A 22,271-nucleotide genomic window follows, 5' to 3' on the forward strand; every position below is an offset into this window, starting at 1 on the left:
GGGTGAAGTCGTAACAAGGTAGCCGTATCGGAAGGTGCGGCTGGATCACCTCCTTTCTATGGAGAATCGTTTCCTGCAACGGAAACATTCAAATATGAAGCATTAGCTTCAAAACTCAGGTTTAGGCCTGTTACTCACTCGTTGCTCAGTTTTGAGAGCTCAAACTCTCAACATACTGCATGAATATCATCTACTCGGTTGAGTTAGACCGATATTCACACAGGCTACAGTTTCATCGAAACTGTATTGCACCTTGAAAACTGGATACCGAAACGAAATTGCGTTTTAGAATATTCCTTTAAGCTGATCTTGTGTAAACAAGTGAAATAAAGGTAGCTGCCTTGAATTTCATTCACACGTAAGTGTTGAACCGAAATTCAAAGCAAATCGTATTTACGATGTAAATACTAGGTTAAGCTACAAAGAGCACACGGAGGATGCCTAGGCGCCAGGAGCCGACGAAGGACGTGGCGAACAACGATAAAGCCTCGGGGAGCTGTAAGCAAGCTTTGATCCGGGGATGTCCGAATGGGGAAACCCGGCTGTCTTCATCGACAGTCACTTTCTGCTGAATACATAGGCAGAATAGAGGCAGACCAGGGGAACTGAAACATCTAAGTACCCTGAGGAAGAGAAAACAATAGTGATTCCGTCAGTAGCGGCGAGCGAACGCGGATTAGCCCAAACCAAGGAGCTTGCTCCTTGGGGTTGTGGGACGTCTCACATGGAGTTACAAAGGAACCGGTTAGATGAAGAGGTCTGGAAAGGCCCGCCAGAGAAGGTAAAAGCCCTGTAGTTCAAAACTTGTTCTCTCCGAGACGGATCCCGAGTAGTGCGGGGCACGTGAAACCCCGTATGAATCCGGCAGGACCATCTGCCAAGGCTAAATACTCCCTGGCGACCGATAGTGAAGCAGTACCGTGAGGGAAAGGTGAAAAGCACCCCGGAAGGGGAGTGAAATAGATCCTGAAACCGTGTGCTTACAAGAAGTCAGAGCCCGATCTAGGGGTGATGGCGTGCCTTTTGTAGAATGAACCGGCGAGTTACGTTCCCGTGCAAGGTTAAGGTGAAGAGCTGAAGCCGCAGCGAAAGCGAGTCTGAATAGGGCGAATGAGTACGTGGACGTAGACCCGAAACCGGGTGATCTACCCCTGTCCAGGGTGAAGGTGCGGTAACACGCACTGGAGGCCCGAACCCACGCATGTTGAAAAATGCGGGGATGAGGTGGGGGTAGCGGAGAAATTCCAATCGAACCCGGAGATAGCTGGTTCTCCCCGAAATAGCTTTAGGGCTAGCCTCGGAAAAAAGAATCGTGGAGGTAGAGCACTGATTGGGTGCGGGGCCCGCAAGGGTTACCAAGCTCAGTCAAACTCCGAATGCCATAGATTTAGTTCCGGGAGTCAGACAGTGAGTGCTAAGATCCATTGTCGAAAGGGAAACAGCCCAGACCATCAGCTAAGGTCCCCAAGTGTGTGTTAAGTGGGAAAGGATGTGGAGTTGCACAGACAACCAGGATGTTGGCTTAGAAGCAGCCACCATTGAAAGAGTGCGTAATAGCTCACTGGTCGAGTGACTCTGCGCCGAAAATGTAACGGGGCTAAACACACCACCGAAGCTATGGCTTGATGCTTGCATCAGGGGTAGGGGAGCGTTGAATGCGGGTTGAAGGTGTACCGTAAGGAGCGCTGGACTGCATTCAAGTGAGAATGCCGGTATGAGTAACGAAAAGATCTGTGAGAATCAGATCCGCCGAAAGCCTAAGGGTTCCTGAGGAAGGTTCGTCCGCTCAGGGTAAGTCGGGACCTAAGGCGAGGCCGATAGGCGTAGTCGAAGGACAACAGGTCGAAATTCCTGTACCACCGTAATCCGCTATGAGCGATGGGGTGACGCAGTAGGGTAGTGACGCGGACTGATGGATGTCCGTCTAAGCAGTGAGGCTGGTGTGTAGGCAAATCCGCACATCGTTAAGGCTGGGCTGTGATGGGGAGCGAAAATTATAGTAGCGAAGGTCATGATCTCAGACTGCCAAGAAAAGCCTCTAGCCAGGAGAAGGTGCCCGTACCGCAAACCGACACAGGTAGGCGAGAAGAGAATTCTAAGGCGCGCGGAAGAACTCTCGTTAAGGAACTCGGCAAAATGACCCCGTAACTTCGGGAGAAGGGGTGCCTCGGTAGGGTGAATAGCCCGAGGGGGCCGCAGTGAAAAGGCCCAAGCGACTGTTTAGCAAAAACACAGGTCTGTGCGAAGCCGCAAGGCGAAGTATACGGGCTGACGCCTGCCCGGTGCTGGAAGGTTAAGGGGAGTGGTAAGCCTTCGGGCGAAGCTATGAACCGAAGCCCCAGTAAACGGCGGCCGTAACTATAACGGTCCTAAGGTAGCGAAATTCCTTGTCAGGTAAATTCTGACCCGCACGAATGGCGTAACGACTTGGGCGCTGTCTCAACGAGAGATCCGGTGAAATTTTAATACCTGTGAAGATGCAGGTTACCCGCGACAAGACGGAAAGACCCCATGGAGCTTTACTGCAGCTTGATATTGAATTTGGGTACGATCTGTACAGGATAGGTGGGAGCCGTAGAACTTTGAGCGCCAGCTTGAAGGGAGGCATCCTTGGGATACCACCCTGATCGTATCTAGGTTCTAACTTGGTACCGTAAACCGGTGCGAGGACAGTGTCAGGTGGGCAGTTTGACTGGGGCGGTCGCCTCCTAAAGAGTAACGGAGGCGCCCCAAGGTTCCCTCAGAATGGTTGGAAATCATTCGAAGAGTGCAAAGGCAGAAGGGAGCTTGACTGCGAGACCTACAAGTCGAGCAGGGACGAAAGTCGGGCTTAGTGATCCGGTGGTACCGCATGGAAGGGCCATCGCTCAACGGATAAAAGCTACCCTGGGGATAACAGGCTTATCTCCCCCAAGAGTCCACATCGACGGGGAGGTTTGGCACCTCGATGTCGGCTCATCGCATCCTGGGGCTGAAGTAGGTCCCAAGGGTTGGGCTGTTCGCCCATTAAAGCGGTACGCGAGCTGGGTTCAGAACGTCGTGAGACAGTTCGGTCCCTATCTGTCGTGGGCGTAGGAAATTTGAGAGGAGCTGTCCTTAGTACGAGAGGACCGGGATGGACGTACCGCTGGTGTACCAGTTGTTCCGCCAGGAGCACCGCTGGGTAGCTATGTACGGAAGGGATAAGCGCTGAAAGCATCTAAGCGTGAAGCCCCCCTCAAGATGAGATTTCCCAGTATGTAAGACCCCTTGAAGACGACGAGGTAGATAGGTTGGGGGTGGAAGTGCAGTAATGCATGGAGCTGACCAATACTAATCGGTCGAGGGCTTATCCTAAGATAAAACGCAATAAGTTTCGGATCCAGTTTTCAGGGTGTAAGTTTTGTATTGTATAAGCACAAGTGGCTTATATGGAACAAGCGAACACACAGCATTTGGCGATGCTGATTCCTGAAAAAGAATTTGCTCAGCAGATTCATGTTTGGTGGCGATAGCGGAGGGGTTCCACACGTACCCATCCCGAACACGACCGTTAAGCCCTCCAGCGCCGATGGTACTTGGACCGCAGGGTCCTGGGAGAGTAGGACGTCGCCAAGCAACAAGTAAAGAGGACCATGATCTCAATGAGATCATGGTCCTCTTTGGTATATTAGGGTACAAACCACTTGTATAATTGCTTCTATGCTGCGCATTCAAAGAAGAGATACGCTCTTGTGAATAGCTATTACTCTTAAAAACGCTTATTTTTAAAGGTTGTCCTCCGTAGGAGTACAGTTGTTTGTACAGGGAAATACTAAAGGTTAGGGCTATTGTTGAAGGCTTGACACCCCTATACCGCTTTGCTAAGATTGCAATAATATATTTTCAGAGAGCCTTGATTTGTCCATGTCGGACAGACAACAAGACCAATACAGACTAAACAATTTGAAGGAGGATCATCTTGGTGTGGGAAGATAAATTCGGTAAGGAAGGCCTTACCTTTGACGATGTTTTGCTGGTACCTCGCAAGTCGGTGGTTCTGCCCAAAGAAGTAAGCGTGGCGACACGTTTGAGTGATAACGTAAAGCTGAATATTCCTTTAATGAGTGCTGGTATGGATACTGTTACTGAGGCAGTGTTGGCAATCGCGATGGCTCGTGAGGGCGGTATCGGTATTATTCATAAAAATATGTCGATTGAACAGCAAGCGGTAGAGGTGGATCGGGTTAAACGTTCTGAGAGCGGTGTTATCACCAATCCATTCTCATTGACTCCGGATCATTTGGTATCTGATGCTGAAGCAGTTATGGGTAAATACCGTATTTCTGGTGTACCTGTTGTAAACGAAGAAAACAAACTGGTGGGTATTATTACTAACCGTGATCTTCGCTTTATTCACGATTTTAACCTTAAAATCAGTGAAGTCATGACGAAGGAAGAACTGGTAACTGCACCTGTAGGTACGACTTTACAGGAAGCGGAAGTCATTTTGCAAAAGCATAAGATTGAAAAGCTCCCTTTGGTCGATGATGAAAATTATCTCAAAGGTCTTATCACCATTAAAGATATTGAGAAAGCTATTCAATTTCCGAACGCAGCGAAAGATGCACAAGGTCGTCTTCTGGTCGGTGCGGCTGTTGGTATTTCCAAGGATACATTTGATCGGACTGAAGCACTTGTAAAAGCGGGTGTGGATATGATTGTTGTGGACTCTGCTCACGGCCATCATATTAACATCATTGAAGCGGTCCGCAAGCTGCGTGAAGCTTATCCTGATCTGACGATTGTAGCAGGTAATGTAGCTACTGGAGACGGAACGCGCGAATTGATTGAAGCAGGAGCATCGGTCGTAAAAGTCGGTATTGGTCCAGGCTCCATCTGTACAACACGCGTAATCGCAGGGATAGGTGTTCCACAAGTAACAGCAATTTATGATTGTGCAACAGTAGCACGTGAATATAATATTCCGATTATTGCAGACGGCGGTATTAAATACTCCGGTGAAATTACAAAGGCCATTGCGGCAGGCGCTTCTGCGGTAATGCTGGGAAGTCTTTTTGCAGGTACGGAAGAAAGCCCGGGCGAATCTGAAATTTACCAAGGACGCCGCTTCAAAGTATATCGCGGTATGGGCTCTATGGCTGCGATGAAGCAAGGTAGTAAAGATCGTTATTTTCAAGATGACGACAAGAAATTGGTACCGGAAGGCATCGAAGGACGCGTTGCTTATAAAGGACCACTTTCCGACACTGTTCATCAGCTATTGGGCGGTCTCCGTTCCGGTATGGGTTATTGTGGTACAGCTAATATTGAGGAGCTTCGTAACGATACAAGCTTTATCCGTATTACAGGCGCTGGTCTGCGTGAGAGCCATCCGCATGATGTGCAAATTACGAAAGAAGCACCAAACTACTCTCTATAAAGTTCGGCTGTAGTAGACTTGACGACAGGCAGAGCGTATTTCGCTCTGCCTGTCTTTTTTTAGAGATACCCCTGTGATAGAATAGACAAGTGTCCGCCTTTATAACGAAATTATTGATGAATTAGGACACGTAGGTCTTTTGGATGATTCCTACCAGTGAAGAAGATTTGAGCAGAAAATGCTCATGACAGGATACAACTAAGAAAGCAAAATAAAACGAAATGAAACTGGATTTTAACACTAAAACATTAATTACATTGGCCAAGTAGAGGCTGTAACCACCGTCTCGTTGTACATAACGGATCGGGTTGAGGTACGAGAGGAGTTTGTATTCATTTGAAAGCGAACAATTTAAAGCAAAATACAAAACGCAGCATGATTAAAAAGAGCGTGACTGCAGTCATGGTGCTCAATATGATGTATATGTCGGCATTGCCTGTTGTAGGCAATTTCGATCCGAGCGTGGCTACTTTTGCAGCTGGAGCGGCAACACAGGCAACCAATATTACGGGGACAGGTTCTATTAACCCCCCTAGTCTGGCACTACGTTCTGCCATTTTGATCGAGCCTTCCACGGGGCAAGTATTGCTGTCTATGAATCCAGATGAGCCACTTCCACCAGCAAGTATGACTAAAATGATGACAGAATACATCGTGGCTGAACAGGTTAAGCAAGGTAAACTCAAGTGGACGGATAAGGTTACGGTTAACGAGAATGCTTCTAAGAGCATTGGATCACGTATTTTTTTGGCTCAAGGGGATCAACATACGGTAGAAGAGCTTTATATTGCCATGGCGGTAGGTTCTGCTAATGATGCAACAGTAGCCCTTGCTGAACGCGTATCCGGAACTGAGCAGGATTTTGTAAAACTAATGAATGAAACAGCTCAGAAAATGGGCATGAAAAATACGTATTTTATCAACTCGACTGGTTTGGACCGTGGTGATATGCCGAAAGGCTTCCAGCCGGATACAGACCGGGAAACGGTGATGACAGCGAGAGATGCAGCTACTCTGGCTGGTTACATCATTAAAGATCATCCGGATTACACACGATTCACGACAATTCAATCTTACAAATTCCGTCCTACTGACAAGGCGCCGATTATTAACTATAACTGGATGCTGGAAGCAAACAAAAATATTACTAACTTTAGAAAGTTTGCTTACCCAGGTTTAGACGGGATGAAAACAGGCCATACGGCCAATGCTGGCAACTGTTTTACAGGAACCGCTGAACGCAATGGAATGCGTCTCATCAGTGTAGTTATGGGAGCTGATTCAGATGCACACCGTTTTACAGAGACAGCTAAAGTGCTGAACTATGGTTTTGATAATTTTGAAGTGAAGCAGGTTATTGCCCCAAAGACGGTGGTTAAGGGTGTTGAGAATGTGCCAGTGACCAAAGGTACGGAAACAGAAGTGCCGATCGTTACAAAAGATGCAGTAAGTTTTATCGTACCCAAGGGTGCGAGCAATCCCAAGGTAACCTTTACAACGAACATTACACCAGCAAGCTCTCTTGTAGCACCTTTGAAGCAAGGGGCCAAAGTCGGAACCATTACGTACACGTACAAGACAGACGGTGTGGATAAAGGGCAGACGAAAACCGTTGATCTGGTTACTACGACAGCAGTAGAAGAGGGCGGCTGGTTCCGAATGCTTTTCCGGGCAATCGGTGATTTCTTCGGAGATCTGTTCCAAGGAATTAAGAATCTCTTCTAAATAAGCAAAGCTAAGCGACCTACCTTGTTTTTCATTACTTATTTTGCAGCTTGAAATGATTGTGTATTTGGCATTGGTGCGGTAAAATATTTAGTTAGAATCTAAACGTAACCCTTACAGGAGGCAACGACATGGAAACGGGAACTTCGCGTGTAAAAAGAGGTATGGCAGAGATGCAAAAAGGTGGCGTAATCATGGATGTCATGAACGCTGAGCAGGCTAAAATTGCAGAGGCAGCAGGAGCTACAGCTGTAATGGCTCTTGAACGGGTACCTTCGGATATCCGTGCAGCTGGTGGGGTTGCTCGTATGGCTGACCCAACGATTGTGGAAGAAGTTATGAAGGTTGTTTCTATTCCTGTTATGGCTAAGGCTCGCATCGGTCACTTTGTAGAGGCAAAGGTACTGGAATCTCTCGGTGTTGACTATCTCGATGAGAGCGAAGTATTGACACCTGCGGATGAAGTTTTCCATATTGATAAGCGGGAGTTCACCGTTCCATTTGTTTGTGGAGCCAAGGATCTGGGAGAAGCGCTGCGTCGCATTGGTGAGGGTGCATCTATGATCCGTACGAAGGGTGAACCGGGAACTGGGAATATTGTTGAGGCCGTTCGTCATATGCGTTTTATCAATGGTCAAATTCGCAAGGTGCAAAACTTGTCGAAGGACGAGCTGTATGCAGAAGCGAAAAACCTCGGAGTTGCATATGAGCTGCTGTTAGAAGTGCATGAGCTTGGCAAGCTGCCTGTGGTTAACTTTGCAGCGGGTGGTGTAGCAACACCTGCTGATGCCGCGTTAATGATGCATTTAGGCGCTGATGGCGTCTTTGTAGGTTCTGGTATTTTCAAGTCGGATAGCCCTGAGAAGTTTGCACGGGCAATCGTGGAAGCGACCACTCATTATACGGATTACAAGCTGATCGCAGAAGTCTCCAAGAATTTGGGAACTCCTATGAAAGGCATTGAAATTTCCAAACTGGCACCGCATGAGCGCATGCAGGATCGTGGTTGGTAAGAAAGAAGGGACCGGCATGAAAATAGGTGTATTGTCGCTGCAAGGCGCTGTAGCTGAACATATACGAAGCGTTGAACGTGCGGGTGCGGAAGGTATAGCGGTGAAGAAGATCGAACAGCTCGATGAGCTGTCCGGTCTTATCATTCCCGGTGGTGAAAGTACCACTATCGGTAAGCTAATGCGCAAGTATGACTTTATAGAGGCTATACGTCAGTTTTCCAATCAAGGCAAGCCTGTATTTGGCACTTGCGCAGGATTGATTGTACTGGCTAAAACGATTCAAGGACAGGAAGAAGCACATTTGGGACTAATGGATATTACAGTATCGCGTAATGCATTTGGTCGCCAAAGAGAGAGCTTTGAAACAGACTTGAACATTAAAGGGATTGAGGAACCGGTTCGTGCCGTATTTATACGCGCACCATTAATACAGTCTGTTGGAACGGGAGTAGATGTGCTGTCTGAGTATAACGGCGAGATCGTGGCAGCCCGTCAGGGTCATTTGCTGGCTTCATCCTTCCATCCGGAGTTAACAGACGATTACCGGTTACATCAATATTTTGTGGATATGGTCCGCGAATAGTGAAAGTCAGGTTTGTAGTGTAGGAGGGATTACCTGTGTTAGATATAAAGATTTTACGTAATGAGCTTGGTAGGGTTGAGAAAGCTTTGCAGAACAGGGGAAAATCTCTGGATCTGATTAATGGTTTTACAGATCTGGATGTAAGCCGTCGTGAGTTACTTCAGGAAAGTGAAGGGCTCAAAAATCGTCGGAACGTGGTATCCGGTGAAGTAGCCAAGTTGAAGAAGAATAAGGAAAATGCGGATGATCTTATTGCAGAAATGCGTCAAGTCTCCGATCGTATCAAAGAATTAGATGAGCAAGTACGCGAACTGGAAGTTCAGATCGACGAACTGGTGATGTCTATTCCGAATATTCCCAATGAAACAGTACCTGTTGGCGCATCGGAAGAGGATAATGTAGAAATCCGTCGCTGGTCGGAGCCGCGCGAGTTTTCCTTTACACCCAAAGCGCATTGGGAGTTGGCTCAGGATCTAGATATTCTTGATTTTGAAGCAGCAGCCAAGGTAACGGGTTCTCGTTTTACGTTCTACAAAGGACTGGGAGCAAGACTAGAGCGTGCGCTGATTAACTTTATGATGGATCTGCACAGCAGTGAGCATGGTTATGAAGAAATGCTTCCTCCATACATCGTAAATCGGGACAGCTTGTACGGAACGGGCCAACTTCCGAAGTTTGAAGAAGATTTGTTCAAGCTGCGTGATACGGAGTATTATCTCATTCCTACGGCTGAAGTTCCGGTAACGAACTACCACCGTGAAGAGATCATGAATGCGGAACAGCTTCCGAAATATTATGTGGCATACAGCTCTTGCTTTCGCTCGGAGGCAGGATCAGCGGGACGTGATACACGTGGCCTGATCCGTCAGCATCAGTTCAATAAGGTAGAGATGCTTAAGCTGGTTCACCCGGATACCTCTTATGAAGAATTGGAGAAAATGACGAATAACGCTGAGCGTGTTCTACAACTGCTCGGACTTCCATATCGCGTGCTGGCACTTTGCACTGGAGATATGGGCTTTACGTCTGCCAAAACGTACGATCTGGAAGTATGGTTGCCTGAGAGTGGCATGTACCGCGAAATTTCTTCTTGTTCAAATACGGAGGACTTCCAAGCGCGTCGGGCGAACATCCGGTTTCGTCCAGATTCGAAGGCAAAGCCTGAATTTGTACATACGCTGAACGGTTCAGGTTTGGCTGTAGGGCGGACGGTGGCTGCTATTTTGGAGAACTATCAGCAAGAGGACGGAAGCATCGTGATCCCAGAAGTGCTACGTTCATACATGCGAGGCATTGAGGTTATCGCTCCTAAACAGTAAGTGTTGCATTCTTAGAAGTTCTGTGGTAAAATAATTTTGTTGCGCCTGAGTATGTTTAAAGGGGAAGCAGCTTTATCCATTTACCACCTGGAGAGGTACCGAAGCGGTCATAACGGGGCGGTCTTGAAAACCGTTAGGGGGCAACTCCACATGGGTTCGAATCCCATCCTCTCCGCCATATTCTAAATAAACCAAGCCATTCGAATACGATAGCTGGTACATTGGCCTTTATACGCCAATGATCAGGAATCGTGGGGAATGGCTTTTTTGTTGTATAAAAAGCTCGTTTTTTTCACACGTTATCAGATGTGGAGGTGCTGGCATGAATCGAGAAATGACAGTAGATCAGCAAAAGCTGGTAGAGGCCTGGCAGGAACAACTGCCGATTCTTTTGAATTCAGGGGACAAATCACAAGTACAAGCAGATGAAGCCGACAACCGGGCTATACGAATCCATATCGAGGTAGAAGGCCGGCAAATGTACTCCTTTGATTTTGCATGTACTTATGTAGACTCTCGGGAAGTACAGGTTAGCTTAGTCGATGTAGAACGGGACGGACAGTCTGTGGATGAACGAACAGATATCATTCAGCAGTTAGTGTCCGATTATACTCGGCATATTCACCAATGTGCCCAAACATTACAGTCATTGACGCACTCGTAGGTCATGAAGGAATGAGGAGGAAGACTACATGACAAAAGCCAAAAACGGACTGGATAAAAACCTGTCTAACATTGTTGATGATTTGGAGCAACGTCCAGTTAATAGTCATCAGGCACAGCAAGTGCAGCAGGATCGTAATGATCGCCGTCATCAGGATTCACTAAATCACGATAAAACGGAAGATCTACACCAACTATAGTCCTATTTTAAATGGTAATAAACGGATTTGTTGATGTACCACAAATATAGACTGAGAATGGAGGATGCATAAATGGGCAAGCCTAAAGCCATTCCTGTCCCCGAAGCACAGGATTCTGGTGGAAGTAACGAAAAGCGTGAGCGTAGTCATCAGCAGGAGCCGTTATCCGGTTCCAAGAAGGTGAAACAGCGGAATCACGTGGATCATCATAACAGAGAAGGATCATAAGTAGACAGACCTTTCTCCTAAAATATATTGCATAGTGTAAGACACTCTGGTTAGAGAGCCAGGGTGTCTTTGTGCTTATTGTAAGAAAATTTTCCAATAAGTGTTTCGCCGTTTGAGAATATGAGTTAAAATAGGAGGTGTGTATTTTTTTGTTAGCATAAAAAAAGGGGTTAATTACGAGAGGAGAGAATCTACACAATGAGTAAAAAGTTATCCGTCTTGGTACTCACTATGGTGTTGCTTTTGACGGTAGCCCTGGTAGGTTGTAGCAAGAAGTTAGAACCGAAGGAAGCTGTTACGACCGGTACTGCAAATGCAATGAAATTGAATTCTTATGAATCCAAAAGTCAATTTACCGTTAAGGATCTGACAATTTCATCCGCTACTTTACCAAGTGAACAAAGTGCAATGATAACCAGTATGCTGAAAAATGCAGACATTACGCTGGACGGTGTATATCAAAAAGAACCTTTCCAATCTGAAATGACGCTCGGCATTCATCTGAAAGGTGATCTTTCCACCAGCTTCACGATTCCAATGGTGATGACTAAAGATAAACTGTACGTTAAAATTCCTAATATTCCATTTTACCCGCTTCCACAGGATGTTGTAGGTAAATTCCTGATCATTGATCCACAAGAACTGGCTAAACAATCGGGACAAGAATTTAACCCTGCAGCTATGGATCAAGAAAAATCGCAGAAATTTGCGAATGAAGTGATCGCTGCTATTATGAACGAGTATGATCAAGCTACGTACTTCTTTGATATTGATCCTAAAGACGCTAAGTTGCCACAAGGCGTTGAAGCTAAACAAGTAGTTCAGTTTAAAATAACGAACGACAACGTGAAGAAAGCTGTCGATACATTTGTTACTAAAGCAGTTCCTAAAGCTATTGATATTATGTCAAAAGACGAGTACATTAGCTTGTTCCAATTGAAGAAAGAAGATCTTACTGCAGCAAAACTTGCAGTAGAAACAAACACCAGCGATTTTAGGAAAAAGCTGGATGAGTTGAAAAACTACTTGACAGTGAAGCAGTTTGACATTAACACAGCTTTGAACAAGGATAACATTCCTGTGTATCAAGACCTGAATGCGAATGTAGAGATGAATGATCCGGCTACAAAAGACAATGTAAAATTGTCTGTAACGGGCTACACGCAATACAACAAAATCAATGCTAAAGCAGCATTTAAAGTAGGTATTCCAACAGCTGATCAAGTCCTGACGATGGAACAACTGCAACAAAAAATGCAAACTGTTGCTCCTTAAGTATGGGATAACATGATTGCAAGAAAACCGCTCGGCATAGGCCGGGCGGTTTTTTGTTTACTTTTAATGTTGTCCCTGTACAGTCATTTAGCTCTGCCACACGTCATCCTCGGCTAAAAGTCCAAACATCTGGTGATCCTGCCATGTGCCCTGAATCTGTACAAGCTTGCGAGCAATGCCTTCTGGTCGAAAGCCACATTTTTCTAATACACGTTGTGAGCGATCATTATGCAAAAGAGTACCCGCTTGGAGACGATGTAGAGATAAGGCACGAAAGGCATATTGTATGGTCAACTTCAAGGCAGCAGTCATATGTCCTTTACCCTGTTCATGATGATCCATCATGTAGCCGATATCAGCGAATTGTCCAACTCCACGTACTAAATTGGAAATGGAGATATAACCGATGAGCCGTTCTTCCTTTAAGAGAAAGATACCGAATACGTAACCTCGATCTTCTTCGGCTTGCCGCAATTTCTGACGGATGTAGTCCTGTTGTTTCTCTAATGTGAAAAATGAATCCTCGTAAAGCGGCTCATAAGGCGCATGGGAATCCCTATTTCGGTGCCTAAGGGCGAGAAGGGCTTCGCTATCCGCCAAGCTAAATGGCCGTAAAAAGATACCTTGAGGCGTATTATACAAGCTCATAGGCATGGGGTGATCTCCTTCCATGGGAAATTAGCAATGAGATGAGGTATTTTGGACTGTGTCTCCTCAGAATGAAGACGAGGGAGGAGACAATTTGGCTGCCGCTCTTTTTTGCCGGAGATGCCGAAAGAAGCTCGTTAGCAGCGATGCACATTCCTCCTGCAGTACACCACTAGTTACTTCTGTACAATGATTGAACCGAGGCTCCTGTAATAAATTCATCAGCGTGCCTGCGCAGCCTGCCTTGGGATCTGTAGTGCCGTATATCAAATGGGGAACCCGTGATTGCACTATGGCTCCGGCGCACATTGGACACGGCTCCAGAGTGACATACAGCCTACAATCCAGCAGGCGCCAGGCACCTAAGTGCTCACTGGCCTGACGAATGGCGACCATCTCTGCATGTGCGGTTGGGTCAGCATCCGTCTCGCGCAAATTGTAGCCGCGACCGATGATTTCATTATCTTTTACGATGACAGCCCCGATAGGGACTTCACCTAACGTTTCTGCCTTATACGCTTCCTGAATGGCTTCTTTCATCCAATAGGCGTGATCCATGGTGGTCACTGGGAAAATGCTCCTTTCAAAACGCGGAATTATCCAACGAACAAATATTCCGTTGTTAACATGATGTGAATAAAATTGTGGATAACAAGGTACTTGTCCACAGGTTTATCCACAGTTTATAATAAAATCTGTGTATTTGTGGACTACCTGTGGATGATTATCTTTTATATTGTAGGCAAATCCTCGTCTATTGACAATACTGTACACAAGGTGTGTATTTATGTATATCCGGTAAATGTAAATGCTGGTATCACAGGCGCTATTACGGTATCATTGAGTTAGCAATTCCCAGTAATCGCCAGCATGCGGCAAGAGGTGAGAAATCAGTGTGTCGATAAAAATCAGAATAACGATCATTTTGTCGGGGTCCGTCCTGTTTATCCTTTTATTAAACATCGCACTTAATTATTACACGACCCACGAAAACCTAAGAAGTGACAGTGAAACTAAAATGGTTCTGACGGCTAAAATTATCGGAGGAGCTATCGAACAAACCCAACATAGCTGGGAGGCCGTTGACAAACAGCTCGGATATAATCTGTGGCTTTCTGCCACGTTGGCTGCCAATCAGCTCGATCCTGACATTCGAAATATTCAGCAGGAACAGCTTCAAAAGGTGGCCTCACTCCACAGAGATACTAATATTTCCTTGATGATTCGAGACGGGCAGGGGTATAAGGTTGTTAGATCCTCGGATCCTAAAGAAGTAACGCCATCCGATCCATTGACAGGATATTGGAAAAATGCAGTTGACCAATTATATGAGCACGGACAGGCTGCAATGGTGCAAGGTCAGAAACTGGATCATTTTTGGACGGGGTCATTTGACTACACCGGTTCAGACTCCTCAGATATTAACAAATGGGGATTTTATTATGATCAAAAACGTAACTACTTAATTCGAATTTCCTTTCAGGATACTTCAGTACAAAATTTCATAACCATCCTGAGCCCCGATGAGATCGTAAAGCAAACTCAACAAGTGGATTATCGCATCATGGAGATTACAGGAATTAACCCTGCAACCTTTGGTGGCGCTTCGATGGACAAGAACGGGAACGATTCGAAATACTATTACATGTACAACAAACCGATCCAATTCGGCACGTATCAACTAACAAGGGTGCAGGAAGATCGTTTGGCCGTGTCCAGAGCTATCCTCTCGGGGGAGAGTATTGTACAAGACTGCTATATTAAAGGTGAGCGGGTTCTCGTCAGTTACATACCTTTTTATCCGGCTAATCGTGATGCCTATGTTATCCGTATTGTTATGAATTATGATACGATCACTTCTGTTATTTCCAAGCAATTGATAAGTTTAATTGCCATTTCCATTGTCCTTTTAGAGGTGGTGATCATTGGAAGCTATGTGCTGGCAAGTCTGTTTGTCCGCCCAATTCAGTCGATTCTGGGGAAAGTGAATGAGATGGCTGACGGTCATTTTGATACACGGCTAGAAATAAAAGGTGGTCATGAGCTTGCACAGTTGGGTGAGCGCATCAATGCGATGGCCTACAACCTAGGGATGTACACGAGAAGACTCGAGCAGATGTATGAAGAGAACCGTTCTGTAAAGGAACATCTAGAATCGGTTATTAATCAGACAGCAGATGCGATTCATGTAACCGACGAGGAGGATCGCGTCGTTCGGGTCAATCATGCCTTTGAAGCTTTGTACGGCTGGACCAAGAAAGAATTGGTTGGTCGTAAGTTGGAATTTGTACCTCCACAGCAACAGGAGGAATATGAATTTCAGAAGAAGAGCCTGCTTCAGGGAGAGAGCATCGTATCAAGTGAGTCCCTTAGAATGCGGAAGGATGGAAGTACAGTAGAGATTAGTATGAGCACATCGCCTATTCTGGATGAAGAAGGCCAGATTTTGGGGTTTATCTGCGTGTCGCGTGATATCACGGGTCGCAACCGGATGGAGGAGTTGTTGCGCAGATCAGAGAAACTGACAACCGTCGGGCAACTGGCGGCAGGCGTAGCGCATGAGATTCGTAATCCGCTAACCACGCTACGTGGCTTTCTCCAACTACAGCAGCAAAATCAAGTGTTGAATATGAAACACAACGATATTATGATGTCTGAGCTGGATCGCATTAATTTGATCGTTAGCGAGTTTTTAATACTGGCGAAGCCACAGGCAGTGCATTTTCAGAAAAAAGATGTTCGTTATATTGTGAGCGACGTGATTTCTTTACTAGATAGTCAGGCGCATCTGCTGGGCATTGTATTCAACCTTCAGGTCACGGACGAGCCTGCCCTGGTATACGCTGAAGAAAATCAGTTAAAGCAAGTATTCATTAATTTACTTAAAAATAGCATGGAGGCTATGAGTAAAGGTGGCATCATCACGATTCATTTGTTCTTGGAGGGAGAAAACGTTAAAATCTTCATACGGGACCAGGGAGCGGGTATTCCCGCAGAAATGCTGTCCAAGTTGGGAGAACCTTTTTTCACAAACAAAGAAACAGGTACAGGACTAGGACTTATGGTCAGCCAGCGTATTATACAGAGTCATAAAGGCACACTGGATATTGAAAGCACAGAGGGAGAGGGAACGACAGCCCTGGTGCAGCTTCCGATTGCCAAGCCGGAGTAACGGGCTGGGGCGCAGGAGGAAGTGTGTTAGTAGAAATGGAGGGTACACAGGTTGCGCATTAACAAGTTTATCAGCGAAACCGGTTTTTGCTCGCGCCGGGAGGCAGACAAGCTGGTAGAGAGCGGTCGCGTGACGATTAACGGCGAAGTGGCTGTGCTGGGTAGTCAAGCGGAAGAAGGCGATGATGTTCGCGTGAACGGCAAGCCACTGCGCGATAAGTCTGATCACGTCTATATTGCATTGAACAAACCGGTGGGCATTACAAGTACAACGGAGAGCCACATTAGAGGCAATGTTGTTGATTTTGTGGGGCACCCGCAGCGGATATTCCCGATTGGACGCCTGGATAAGGATTCGGAAGGTCTCATTTTACTTACCAACGATGGAGACATTGTGAATAAGATTCTACGGGCAGAAGGCAAGCATGAGAAAGAATATATTGTAACAGTGGACCGCCCTGTCGTACCGTCTTTTGTGCAGGGCATGTCTAGCGGGGTGAAAATACTCGGTCAGCGGACGCTACCTTGTGAGGTGACGCGTGTATCTGAGTATGTATTCCGTATTATCCTGACTGAAGGGAAAAATCGTCAGATCCGGCGTATGTGTGCAGCCTTCGGTTATGAAGTTAAAAAACTGCAAAGGCTGCGAATCATGAATATTCGGTTGGGGTCCCTTCAGAAAGGTGCCTGGCGTGATCTGACAGAGGCTGAGAAGCTGGAGCTTGGTCAGATGCTCGATTATACGCTTAGCTAATGCCAGAGGGGCTTGTATAGCCTAGAGCGTATGATCGTCGTATCTGAAAGGGCAAAGTACAGGAAGCACTAAACAAAGAGGCACCAGCTGCATAAAAATGCGGCGGTGCCTTTGTTCATATAACATATGCATAATCAACCTTCACTCGAGCTTGAGGTAGGACTGATGACTTGTGTCCCGTTCTGATATTTGCGGAGAACAGATATTTCAACACGACGGTTTTTAGAGCGCCCTTGACCATCTTGATTGCTTGCCAATGGACGATACTGGCCATAACCGATGGATACAAACTTGGTTGGGTCGAGATCTGGATTGAGCAACAAGATACGCAAGAAATTCAGAGAGCGCTTGGCGCTCAAATCAAAATTGGACGGGAACTGGCTGTTGGAGATCGGTACATTATCCGTGTGACCCGATACGATAACATCATAGCCAGGGAACTGCTGGAGCATACTAGAAATGGACTTGGCCAGCTTTCTTGCTTCCGGCTTTACTTCGGCCTGCCCGGATGAAAACAAGGCATTATCACTAATGGTGATCATTAGTTGCGATTGGTTTAGCTTGGTATTCAGCAACGGGGTCAGGCCGTTATTTTGAATGTATTGATCCATCTGTTTTTTAAGCTTTTTTAAATCTTCTTCTTCCCGTTGGGCCAGCTGTTTTTGCAGTTCAGAGGTAGAAGTAGCTTTCGATTTTACGGGTTGTGACACTTGTTCTTTATTTTTGCCCATATCCATGGATTGTGACGACGGATTCGCGGCTGAGTGATCCAGCACGCCAGTGCCGCCATTAAAAGCTGCACTCAGGGATTGAGCCATAGTTTCAAATTTTTTGGCGTCGAGCGAGCTCATACCGAATAAGACAATGAAAAGAGCCAACAGAAGGGTCATTAAGTCGGAATATGGCAACAGCCAGCTTTCGTCAGCATGCTCTTCGTGCGGTTCATGTCTCTTTTTACTCACTGGAATCGCCATCCTTCTGGGTCATCGTAGCCCGTTCGGTCGGAGTCAGGAAGATCGTCAGTTTCTGACTGATGGCAATCGTAGATATCCCCGATTGAATGGAAAGCAGACCTTCGACCATCATTAATTTAAGCTCGACTTCTTTTTTGGATAACCGTTTCAGCTTGTTGGACATCGGATGCCACAGGACATAACCTGTAAAAATACCGAGCAACGTCGCAATGAAGGCTGCTGCAATGGCATGAGAGAGCTTTTCCATGTCACTAAGGTCGGCCAGAGCGGCGATCAGACCTACAACCGCACCGAGTACCCCGAGCGTTGGAGCGTACATACCGGCTTGGGAGAAGATCAGCGCGCCAGAGCGATGTCGATCCTCGGTGGCATTGATATCCTCCATTAGAACGTCCCGTACGAATTCCTGATCATTGCCGTCAATAATCATTCGCATGCCGCCACGCATAAAGGGATCGTCGATTTCCTCTACCTTGGATTCCAAGGCGAGCAGACCTTCACGACGGGTAATGGATGCCCACTCGGTAAACGTACCGATGAGCTCTTTGCGGTCTAACAGTTTTTGTTCGGTGAAAATAACCTTGAACAGCTTCGGAATCCGTTTGATTTCTGCCATCGGGAAGGCCATAAATATACTCGCTGCCGTTCCGACGAAAATAATCATGTAAGCAGCGGGATTATTGACCAGATTGACGACCGGAGCGCCTTTTAAGATCATCCCGACGACCAGTGACAAAATCCCGAGCACAAGTCCAATAATGGTTGAAATTTGCATGATACACCTCATCCATGAGAATAGATTTTGAATCCTTTCATGCCGCCGGGGTCGTCCTTGCCCCAAGCGCGTCATTACAAGACGGATTATAGTATTTATCGACAAAACTCTCTTTTTTGTTAAGTGCGAATTTCCGGTATAATAAGGTGATTATGTATTGAATGGCGGAACCATTGGAGGAAATGGCATGGGAGTAAAGCATGGACGTGAGTATGAACAAATTTTGAACGATTTGACAGAGGCTGTGGGGCGCATCCCAGATAGCTATGAATTTTTTGAGATGGAAGCAGAAGATTGGGACAGGCTGGACCCGGCGGGACGTCAGGAAGTCAATGAAGCTTTGGCAGAAGACTTATTTTATGCACTGGGTACAGAGCCCACAATCACTGTAGGGAGTGGCGTTGTGATCTATGAGCCGGAGCAGCATCGTATCTATGTACTGATTGGGGACGAGGAGCTGACGTCAGTCCCTTTGATTTGAGGTCCGTCTTATGGATTTATCAACGGGGCCGTGGTAATATGTACACCAATATATCGTAGTTTTGGCCGTATTTAAGCGGTCGAAAGGCTTCCGTATAAACGGGGAGGAGTTCGTAACATGCCTTTTACACAAGAAGAGATTGAAGCACATCTGGAGAAACTGGAGGGCTGGGAGCTGGAGGAAGGACGTTGGATCGTTCGGAAATATAATTTTTCCAGTTTTATGAAAGGGATTGCATTCGTGGATGAAGTTGCCGCTATATCTGAAGCATTCAATCATCATCCATTTATTACGATTGATTACAAGACCGTGACTCTGCGTTTGACCTCTTGGGACGATGGCGGTATTATGGCCGTGGATATTAAGGAAGCCCAACAATATAATGAAGCTTTTGAAAAAATGCGTAGCAGTCATTGAGCTTGTAATGTTCTGTCGTATGATGATAAAAGCGCCTTCGCTATACAACATCGTGGTTGTATGCCGAAGGCGCTTTTATCATAGAACCTGGGTTGGGTGGTCTGGACGATATACCATACAATAAAACGGTTTTTTGCCATCGGGAGTCTGGCGTTCATAGGTATCTGTAAGCTCAAATCCAGCCGCCTTGTAGGCCCGAATAGCACGCCCATTCCAAGTGAGCACCTCTAGATCAATTTCATTCTTCGGGTTGCGTCGTTGGGCTTCCTCTGCAATGGCACGGACAAAATCTGATCCTTTGCCATGTCCGCATCTGTCAGGGTGCATTCCAAGACCTAGCCGGGTCACACCGATCATAGGAAAATATTGAGCAAATCCTGTCAGCTTGTTCTCTTCATCCAGTACGGCAACATATTGCTCTTGGCGAAGCGTGGGACTCCCAAATTCGACTTCAAGCGCCTTCATTTGTTCCCAGGGGAGCCAACCGTATATGTTATAAGGTGGATCATAGCGCCACTCACAGATTGCAGCCGCTTGATGCTCGTCCATCGGTACGATCCGATAGTTGGATATTGAGGCCGGCATGTGTTCCATCCTCCTTTTACAGGTGCTTCAATCATTAACAACAGATTGTAGACAAGTTGCAGGGGAATAGCAAGCGTGTTTATTTTATACCCAAGACGGGTATACATTCAATAAGAAGGAATTACTGCTCATATGCTCCCCCAGCGGTGACGGTAAAACCGACGATGTTCGCTAAAATTGAAACCTTTTGAGGTGTCAGTTCGTCAGTAAAGATAATCATTGCTGATGTTGTGGACATAAAAAGCCGCAATTCGATTCCGGCAGAATCAAATTGCGGCTAGAGTTAGCTTGCTGTGCGTTAGTTATTCTACGTTGTCGTCATCAGGAATATCTGAAGCTACAGAATGGTAAGCGTCTGTGCTCATAATTCTTTTTGCACCGACATAGCGGTTAGCGTAATAATTTTCGTTCAGTGAGCTAACTACTACACCACGTGAAGTCGAGGAGTGGGCAAATTTCCCTTCACCTACGAAGATACCTACATGGGAAATGCCTCTTCCTGTGGTGTTGAAGAACACCAGGTCCCCAGGCCTCATTTCATCGCGGGATACAGAAGATCCCATTTTGAATTGTGATCCAGATTGATGCGGAAGTTTAATTCCCAGTTTGTTGAATACATACATTGTGAAGCCGGAGCAATCGAATCCCTCGAGTGTAGTGCCTCCGCTTCTGTAGTTCGTTCCTTTGGCATCTTGGATGACCTGGTCCATCTTGGAGTCTGCAAATGCACTGCCGCCACCGAATGTAAAAGATGTAAAGGCAATGGCAAGACTCATAGCTGCGATCGTTAGCTTCTTCTTCAAAAAAAATATACCCCTTCCAATGCCTGCGAGGTTAGCTTAAGGATTCGGTAGAAGGTTCCCCTATGACCACTCTGTTGCGAGATCAATTCACCCAAACTGGTTCCCCCGCTTCCTAGGTGCCAGGAATTAGGCTTTACTTAAGATGTGCACCTTGGAGAGCAGTATTCACAATAACGATATTTTTGAGATAAAGGTTACAATAAAGATTACAAAGTTGTTACTATCAGTTCACTGCGATTATTGTAACAAAGTCGGCTGGCTTTGGCAAATGTTTCATTGCAAAAAGTTACAAAAAAAATCTGCTCCTAATGTCCCAGGAACAGATCTTGTTAACAGTATTCAGTTATGTGCCGTTTGCGCGGTTATGCATAAAGTTTTTTCGACAGACGGAAATGAAGTGATTAACATAAAGGAAGGGCTTAGCTTCTACTGGAGATATCGGTATGCCATAGTCTGTACTGCGAACTGATATGCCACAGCCTGACCAGACTAGTAACAAAATGATACGATTGTTGGAGAATGAGCGCGAGCATGCCAGTCCAAATCATTGCCACGGTGCCAAATAGACCGAAGACCAACAGCACACAAGCACCGAGCAAAAGGGATATACCGACAGCTGGGAGAAGCTGGCGAAAGAAGGCGAGCAGGGACGATAGTATGGCGTGACCACCGACAGTGCCTAGTTGCATATACAGGATGCACTGCCGAATGAACCATCCGTATGCCATCCATCCCATGGCATAGGGCAACAAGTGCAGCAGGTAAGAGGGAGATTGAAGCGTACCTGCTACAATAGGGTAGAGTCTCGGTACTACCCAAAAGGCGGGAATCAGCAGCAGTCCCAACTCGATGATGTAATACAACAGCGACGACATGCCATGGCGTTTCATACCTTTGAAAAAGGACAGGCTTTGCGGCTCAGTCGCATCGGTATGCAGGCTTTGATATATTCCGGCTCTAATGAAGGGAGTGATTAGTATGCGTAGTACAGTCGCCCCTAGTAGTATCCACAAATACACATGTACTTCCCGGCTGTCCATCAGAGCAATCTGGCTCTCCATCCAAAACAAGGTCTGTCCCAGCTCGTTTTGACCCTGATCAGGATAACGGAGCAATAGCGGGATAACGGCAGACTGCACCAGTCGATAGAGAAACACCCCCCACAGTAGTCGATACAGAAATAAAATGATAACGATATAGAATCGTATGCGCACCAGCGCCCAGCCCTCTTTTATAACAGTCCGCATCTATAGACA

20 protein-coding genes, 1 tRNA gene, 3 rRNA genes and 1 riboswitch (1 of these 25 cut by a window edge) are annotated in these 22,271 nt (G+C 46.3%); of the genes, 17 read left to right on the top strand and 7 right to left on the bottom strand.

Features of this window, described 5'->3' with window-relative positions; genetic code table 11:
* The 13 genes from MKY75_RS00430 to MKY75_RS00490 form a co-directional block, all read left to right on the top strand.
* Positions 1-56, top strand: a 16S ribosomal RNA gene (locus tag MKY75_RS00430); it begins 1,500 nt to the left of the window's first position.
* Positions 57-410: 354 nt separating this feature from the next.
* Positions 411-3,336 (top strand): 23S ribosomal RNA (locus MKY75_RS00435).
* Positions 3,337-3,480: 144 nt separating this feature from the next.
* A 5S ribosomal RNA gene (rrf, locus tag MKY75_RS00440) occupies positions 3,481-3,597 on the top strand.
* Together the 16S, 23S and 5S rRNA genes form the textbook arrangement of a ribosomal RNA operon.
* 346 nt (positions 3,598-3,943) lie before the next feature.
* Complete coding sequence (gene guaB, locus MKY75_RS00445; protein ID WP_013308172.1) at positions 3,944-5,401, top strand: IMP dehydrogenase; 1,458 nt, start codon at positions 3,944-3,946, stop codon at positions 5,399-5,401.
* Between the two features lie 336 nt (positions 5,402-5,737).
* On the top strand, positions 5,738-7,126 hold the full coding sequence (locus tag MKY75_RS00450) for a D-alanyl-D-alanine carboxypeptidase family protein (protein ID WP_029514963.1): 1,389 nt from the start codon (positions 5,738-5,740) through the stop codon (positions 7,124-7,126).
* A 131-nt stretch (positions 7,127-7,257) separates the two neighbouring features.
* Entirely contained in the window at positions 7,258-8,139 is an 882-nt protein-coding gene (pdxS, locus tag MKY75_RS00455; RefSeq protein WP_025720037.1) for a pyridoxal 5'-phosphate synthase lyase subunit PdxS, read from the top strand.
* A 16-nt stretch (positions 8,140-8,155) separates the two neighbouring features.
* Positions 8,156-8,722, top strand: a complete 567-nt coding sequence (pdxT, locus tag MKY75_RS00460; protein WP_029514961.1) for a pyridoxal 5'-phosphate synthase glutaminase subunit PdxT — start codon at positions 8,156-8,158, stop codon at positions 8,720-8,722.
* Between the two features lie 35 nt (positions 8,723-8,757).
* Complete coding sequence (gene serS / locus MKY75_RS00465; RefSeq protein WP_025720034.1) at positions 8,758-10,041, top strand: serine--tRNA ligase; 1,284 nt, start codon at positions 8,758-8,760, stop codon at positions 10,039-10,041.
* Between the two features lie 89 nt (positions 10,042-10,130).
* A tRNA-Ser gene (locus MKY75_RS00470) sits at positions 10,131-10,219 on the top strand.
* Between the two features lie 144 nt (positions 10,220-10,363).
* Positions 10,364-10,705 carry a hypothetical protein gene (locus MKY75_RS00475; protein WP_029514958.1) on the top strand — a complete coding sequence of 114 codons (342 nt, stop codon included), beginning with the start codon at positions 10,364-10,366 and terminating at the stop codon, positions 10,703-10,705.
* A 28-nt stretch (positions 10,706-10,733) separates the two neighbouring features.
* Positions 10,734-10,904 (top strand): hypothetical protein, encoded by a 171-nt coding sequence (locus tag MKY75_RS00480; protein ID WP_340883978.1) that lies wholly within the window; start codon positions 10,734-10,736, stop codon positions 10,902-10,904.
* A 72-nt stretch (positions 10,905-10,976) separates the two neighbouring features.
* Entirely contained in the window at positions 10,977-11,132 is a 156-nt protein-coding gene (locus MKY75_RS00485; RefSeq protein WP_029514956.1) for a small acid-soluble spore protein P, read from the top strand.
* 198 nt (positions 11,133-11,330) lie between these two features.
* Positions 11,331-12,407 carry a hypothetical protein gene (locus MKY75_RS00490; protein WP_069011493.1) on the top strand — a complete coding sequence of 359 codons (1,077 nt, stop codon included), beginning with the start codon at positions 11,331-11,333 and terminating at the stop codon, positions 12,405-12,407.
* An 87-nt stretch (positions 12,408-12,494) separates the two neighbouring features.
* Here MKY75_RS00490 and MKY75_RS00495 read toward each other — a convergent pair whose 3' ends face one another.
* A complete protein-coding gene (locus tag MKY75_RS00495) occupies positions 12,495-13,061 on the bottom strand; it encodes a GNAT family N-acetyltransferase (protein WP_340883980.1) in 567 nt (188 codons plus the stop codon).
* A gap of 60 nt (positions 13,062-13,121) precedes the next feature.
* On the bottom strand, positions 13,122-13,622 hold the full coding sequence (gene tadA / locus MKY75_RS00500; RefSeq protein WP_029514951.1) for a tRNA adenosine(34) deaminase TadA: 501 nt from the start codon (positions 13,620-13,622) through the stop codon (positions 13,122-13,124).
* 328 nt (positions 13,623-13,950) lie between these two features.
* Here tadA and MKY75_RS00505 point away from each other — a divergent pair, with 328 nt between their 5' ends.
* Positions 13,951-16,227: a PAS domain S-box protein gene (locus MKY75_RS00505; RefSeq protein ID WP_029514948.1), complete on the top strand. Its 2,277-nt coding sequence runs from the start codon at positions 13,951-13,953 to the stop codon at positions 16,225-16,227.
* Between the two features lie 51 nt (positions 16,228-16,278).
* Positions 16,279-16,980, top strand: a complete 702-nt coding sequence (rluF, locus tag MKY75_RS00510) for a 23S rRNA pseudouridine(2604) synthase RluF (protein WP_029514947.1) — start codon at positions 16,279-16,281, stop codon at positions 16,978-16,980.
* 134 nt (positions 16,981-17,114) lie between these two features.
* Here rluF and MKY75_RS00515 read toward each other — a convergent pair whose 3' ends face one another.
* Positions 17,115-17,942, bottom strand: coding sequence for a flagellar motor protein MotB (locus MKY75_RS00515; RefSeq protein WP_029514945.1), 828 nt, complete (start codon positions 17,940-17,942; stop codon positions 17,115-17,117).
* Positions 17,935-18,729 carry a flagellar motor stator protein MotA gene (motA, locus tag MKY75_RS00520; protein ID WP_029514943.1) on the bottom strand — a complete coding sequence of 265 codons (795 nt, stop codon included), beginning with the start codon at positions 18,727-18,729 and terminating at the stop codon, positions 17,935-17,937. Before motA ends, MKY75_RS00515 begins: the two co-directional genes overlap by 8 nt.
* A 187-nt stretch (positions 18,730-18,916) precedes the next feature.
* Between motA and MKY75_RS00525 the strand changes: the two genes are divergently transcribed.
* Positions 18,917-19,210: a hypothetical protein gene (locus MKY75_RS00525; RefSeq protein ID WP_013308186.1), complete on the top strand. Its 294-nt coding sequence runs from the start codon at positions 18,917-18,919 to the stop codon at positions 19,208-19,210.
* A 117-nt stretch (positions 19,211-19,327) separates the two neighbouring features.
* Positions 19,328-19,627 carry a 4a-hydroxytetrahydrobiopterin dehydratase gene (locus MKY75_RS00530; RefSeq protein WP_007428083.1) on the top strand — a complete coding sequence of 100 codons (300 nt, stop codon included), beginning with the start codon at positions 19,328-19,330 and terminating at the stop codon, positions 19,625-19,627.
* 78 nt (positions 19,628-19,705) lie between these two features.
* Here MKY75_RS00530 and MKY75_RS00535 read toward each other — a convergent pair whose 3' ends face one another.
* The 3 genes from MKY75_RS00535 to MKY75_RS00545 all read right to left on the bottom strand — a co-directional run bounded on the left by MKY75_RS00535 (position 19,706) and on the right by MKY75_RS00545 (position 22,262).
* A complete protein-coding gene (locus MKY75_RS00535) occupies positions 19,706-20,212 on the bottom strand; it encodes a GNAT family N-acetyltransferase (protein WP_209950353.1) in 507 nt (168 codons plus the stop codon).
* A 302-nt stretch (positions 20,213-20,514) separates the two neighbouring features.
* Entirely contained in the window at positions 20,515-21,015 is a 501-nt protein-coding gene (locus MKY75_RS00540; RefSeq protein ID WP_029514939.1) for a C40 family peptidase, read from the bottom strand.
* Positions 21,016-21,020: 5 nt separating this feature from the next.
* Positions 21,021-21,158: riboswitch (cyclic di-AMP (ydaO/yuaA leader) on the bottom strand.
* Positions 21,159-21,434: 276 nt separating this feature from the next.
* Complete coding sequence (locus MKY75_RS00545; RefSeq protein WP_029514937.1) at positions 21,435-22,262, bottom strand: hypothetical protein; 828 nt, start codon at positions 22,260-22,262, stop codon at positions 21,435-21,437.
* Between the last annotated feature and the right edge of the window lie 9 nt (positions 22,263-22,271).

The organism is Paenibacillus sp. FSL L8-0663 (assembly GCF_038008125.1).
In the GTDB taxonomy this organism is placed as follows: domain Bacteria; phylum Bacillota; class Bacilli; order Paenibacillales; family Paenibacillaceae; genus Paenibacillus; species Paenibacillus polymyxa_D.

What these genes read in the sequence shown, in the direction of transcription:
- MKY75_RS00535 (WP_209950353.1), bottom strand. Translation starts at nt 20,212, where the DNA reads ATGCCGGCCTCAATATCCAACTATCGGATCGTACCGATGGACGAGCAT.
- MKY75_RS00495 (WP_340883980.1), bottom strand. Translation starts at nt 13,061, where the DNA reads ATGCCTATGAGCTTGTATAATACGCCTCAAGGTATCTTTTTACGGCCA.
- MKY75_RS00475 (WP_029514958.1), top strand. Translation starts at nt 10,364, where the DNA reads ATGAATCGAGAAATGACAGTAGATCAGCAAAAGCTGGTAGAGGCCTGG.
- MKY75_RS00530 (WP_007428083.1), top strand. Translation starts at nt 19,328, where the DNA reads ATGCCTTTTACACAAGAAGAGATTGAAGCACATCTGGAGAAACTGGAG.
- motA (WP_029514943.1), bottom strand. Translation starts at nt 18,729, where the DNA reads ATGCAAATTTCAACCATTATTGGACTTGTGCTCGGGATTTTGTCACTG.
- MKY75_RS00545 (WP_029514937.1), bottom strand. Translation starts at nt 22,262, where the DNA reads ATGCGGACTGTTATAAAAGAGGGCTGGGCGCTGGTGCGCATACGATTC.
- MKY75_RS00480 (WP_340883978.1), top strand. Translation starts at nt 10,734, where the DNA reads ATGACAAAAGCCAAAAACGGACTGGATAAAAACCTGTCTAACATTGTT.
- pdxT (WP_029514961.1), top strand. Translation starts at nt 8,156, where the DNA reads ATGAAAATAGGTGTATTGTCGCTGCAAGGCGCTGTAGCTGAACATATA.
- pdxS (WP_025720037.1), top strand. Translation starts at nt 7,258, where the DNA reads ATGGAAACGGGAACTTCGCGTGTAAAAAGAGGTATGGCAGAGATGCAA.
- MKY75_RS00525 (WP_013308186.1), top strand. Translation starts at nt 18,917, where the DNA reads ATGGGAGTAAAGCATGGACGTGAGTATGAACAAATTTTGAACGATTTG.
- MKY75_RS00485 (WP_029514956.1), top strand. Translation starts at nt 10,977, where the DNA reads ATGGGCAAGCCTAAAGCCATTCCTGTCCCCGAAGCACAGGATTCTGGT.
- MKY75_RS00490 (WP_069011493.1), top strand. Translation starts at nt 11,331, where the DNA reads ATGAGTAAAAAGTTATCCGTCTTGGTACTCACTATGGTGTTGCTTTTG.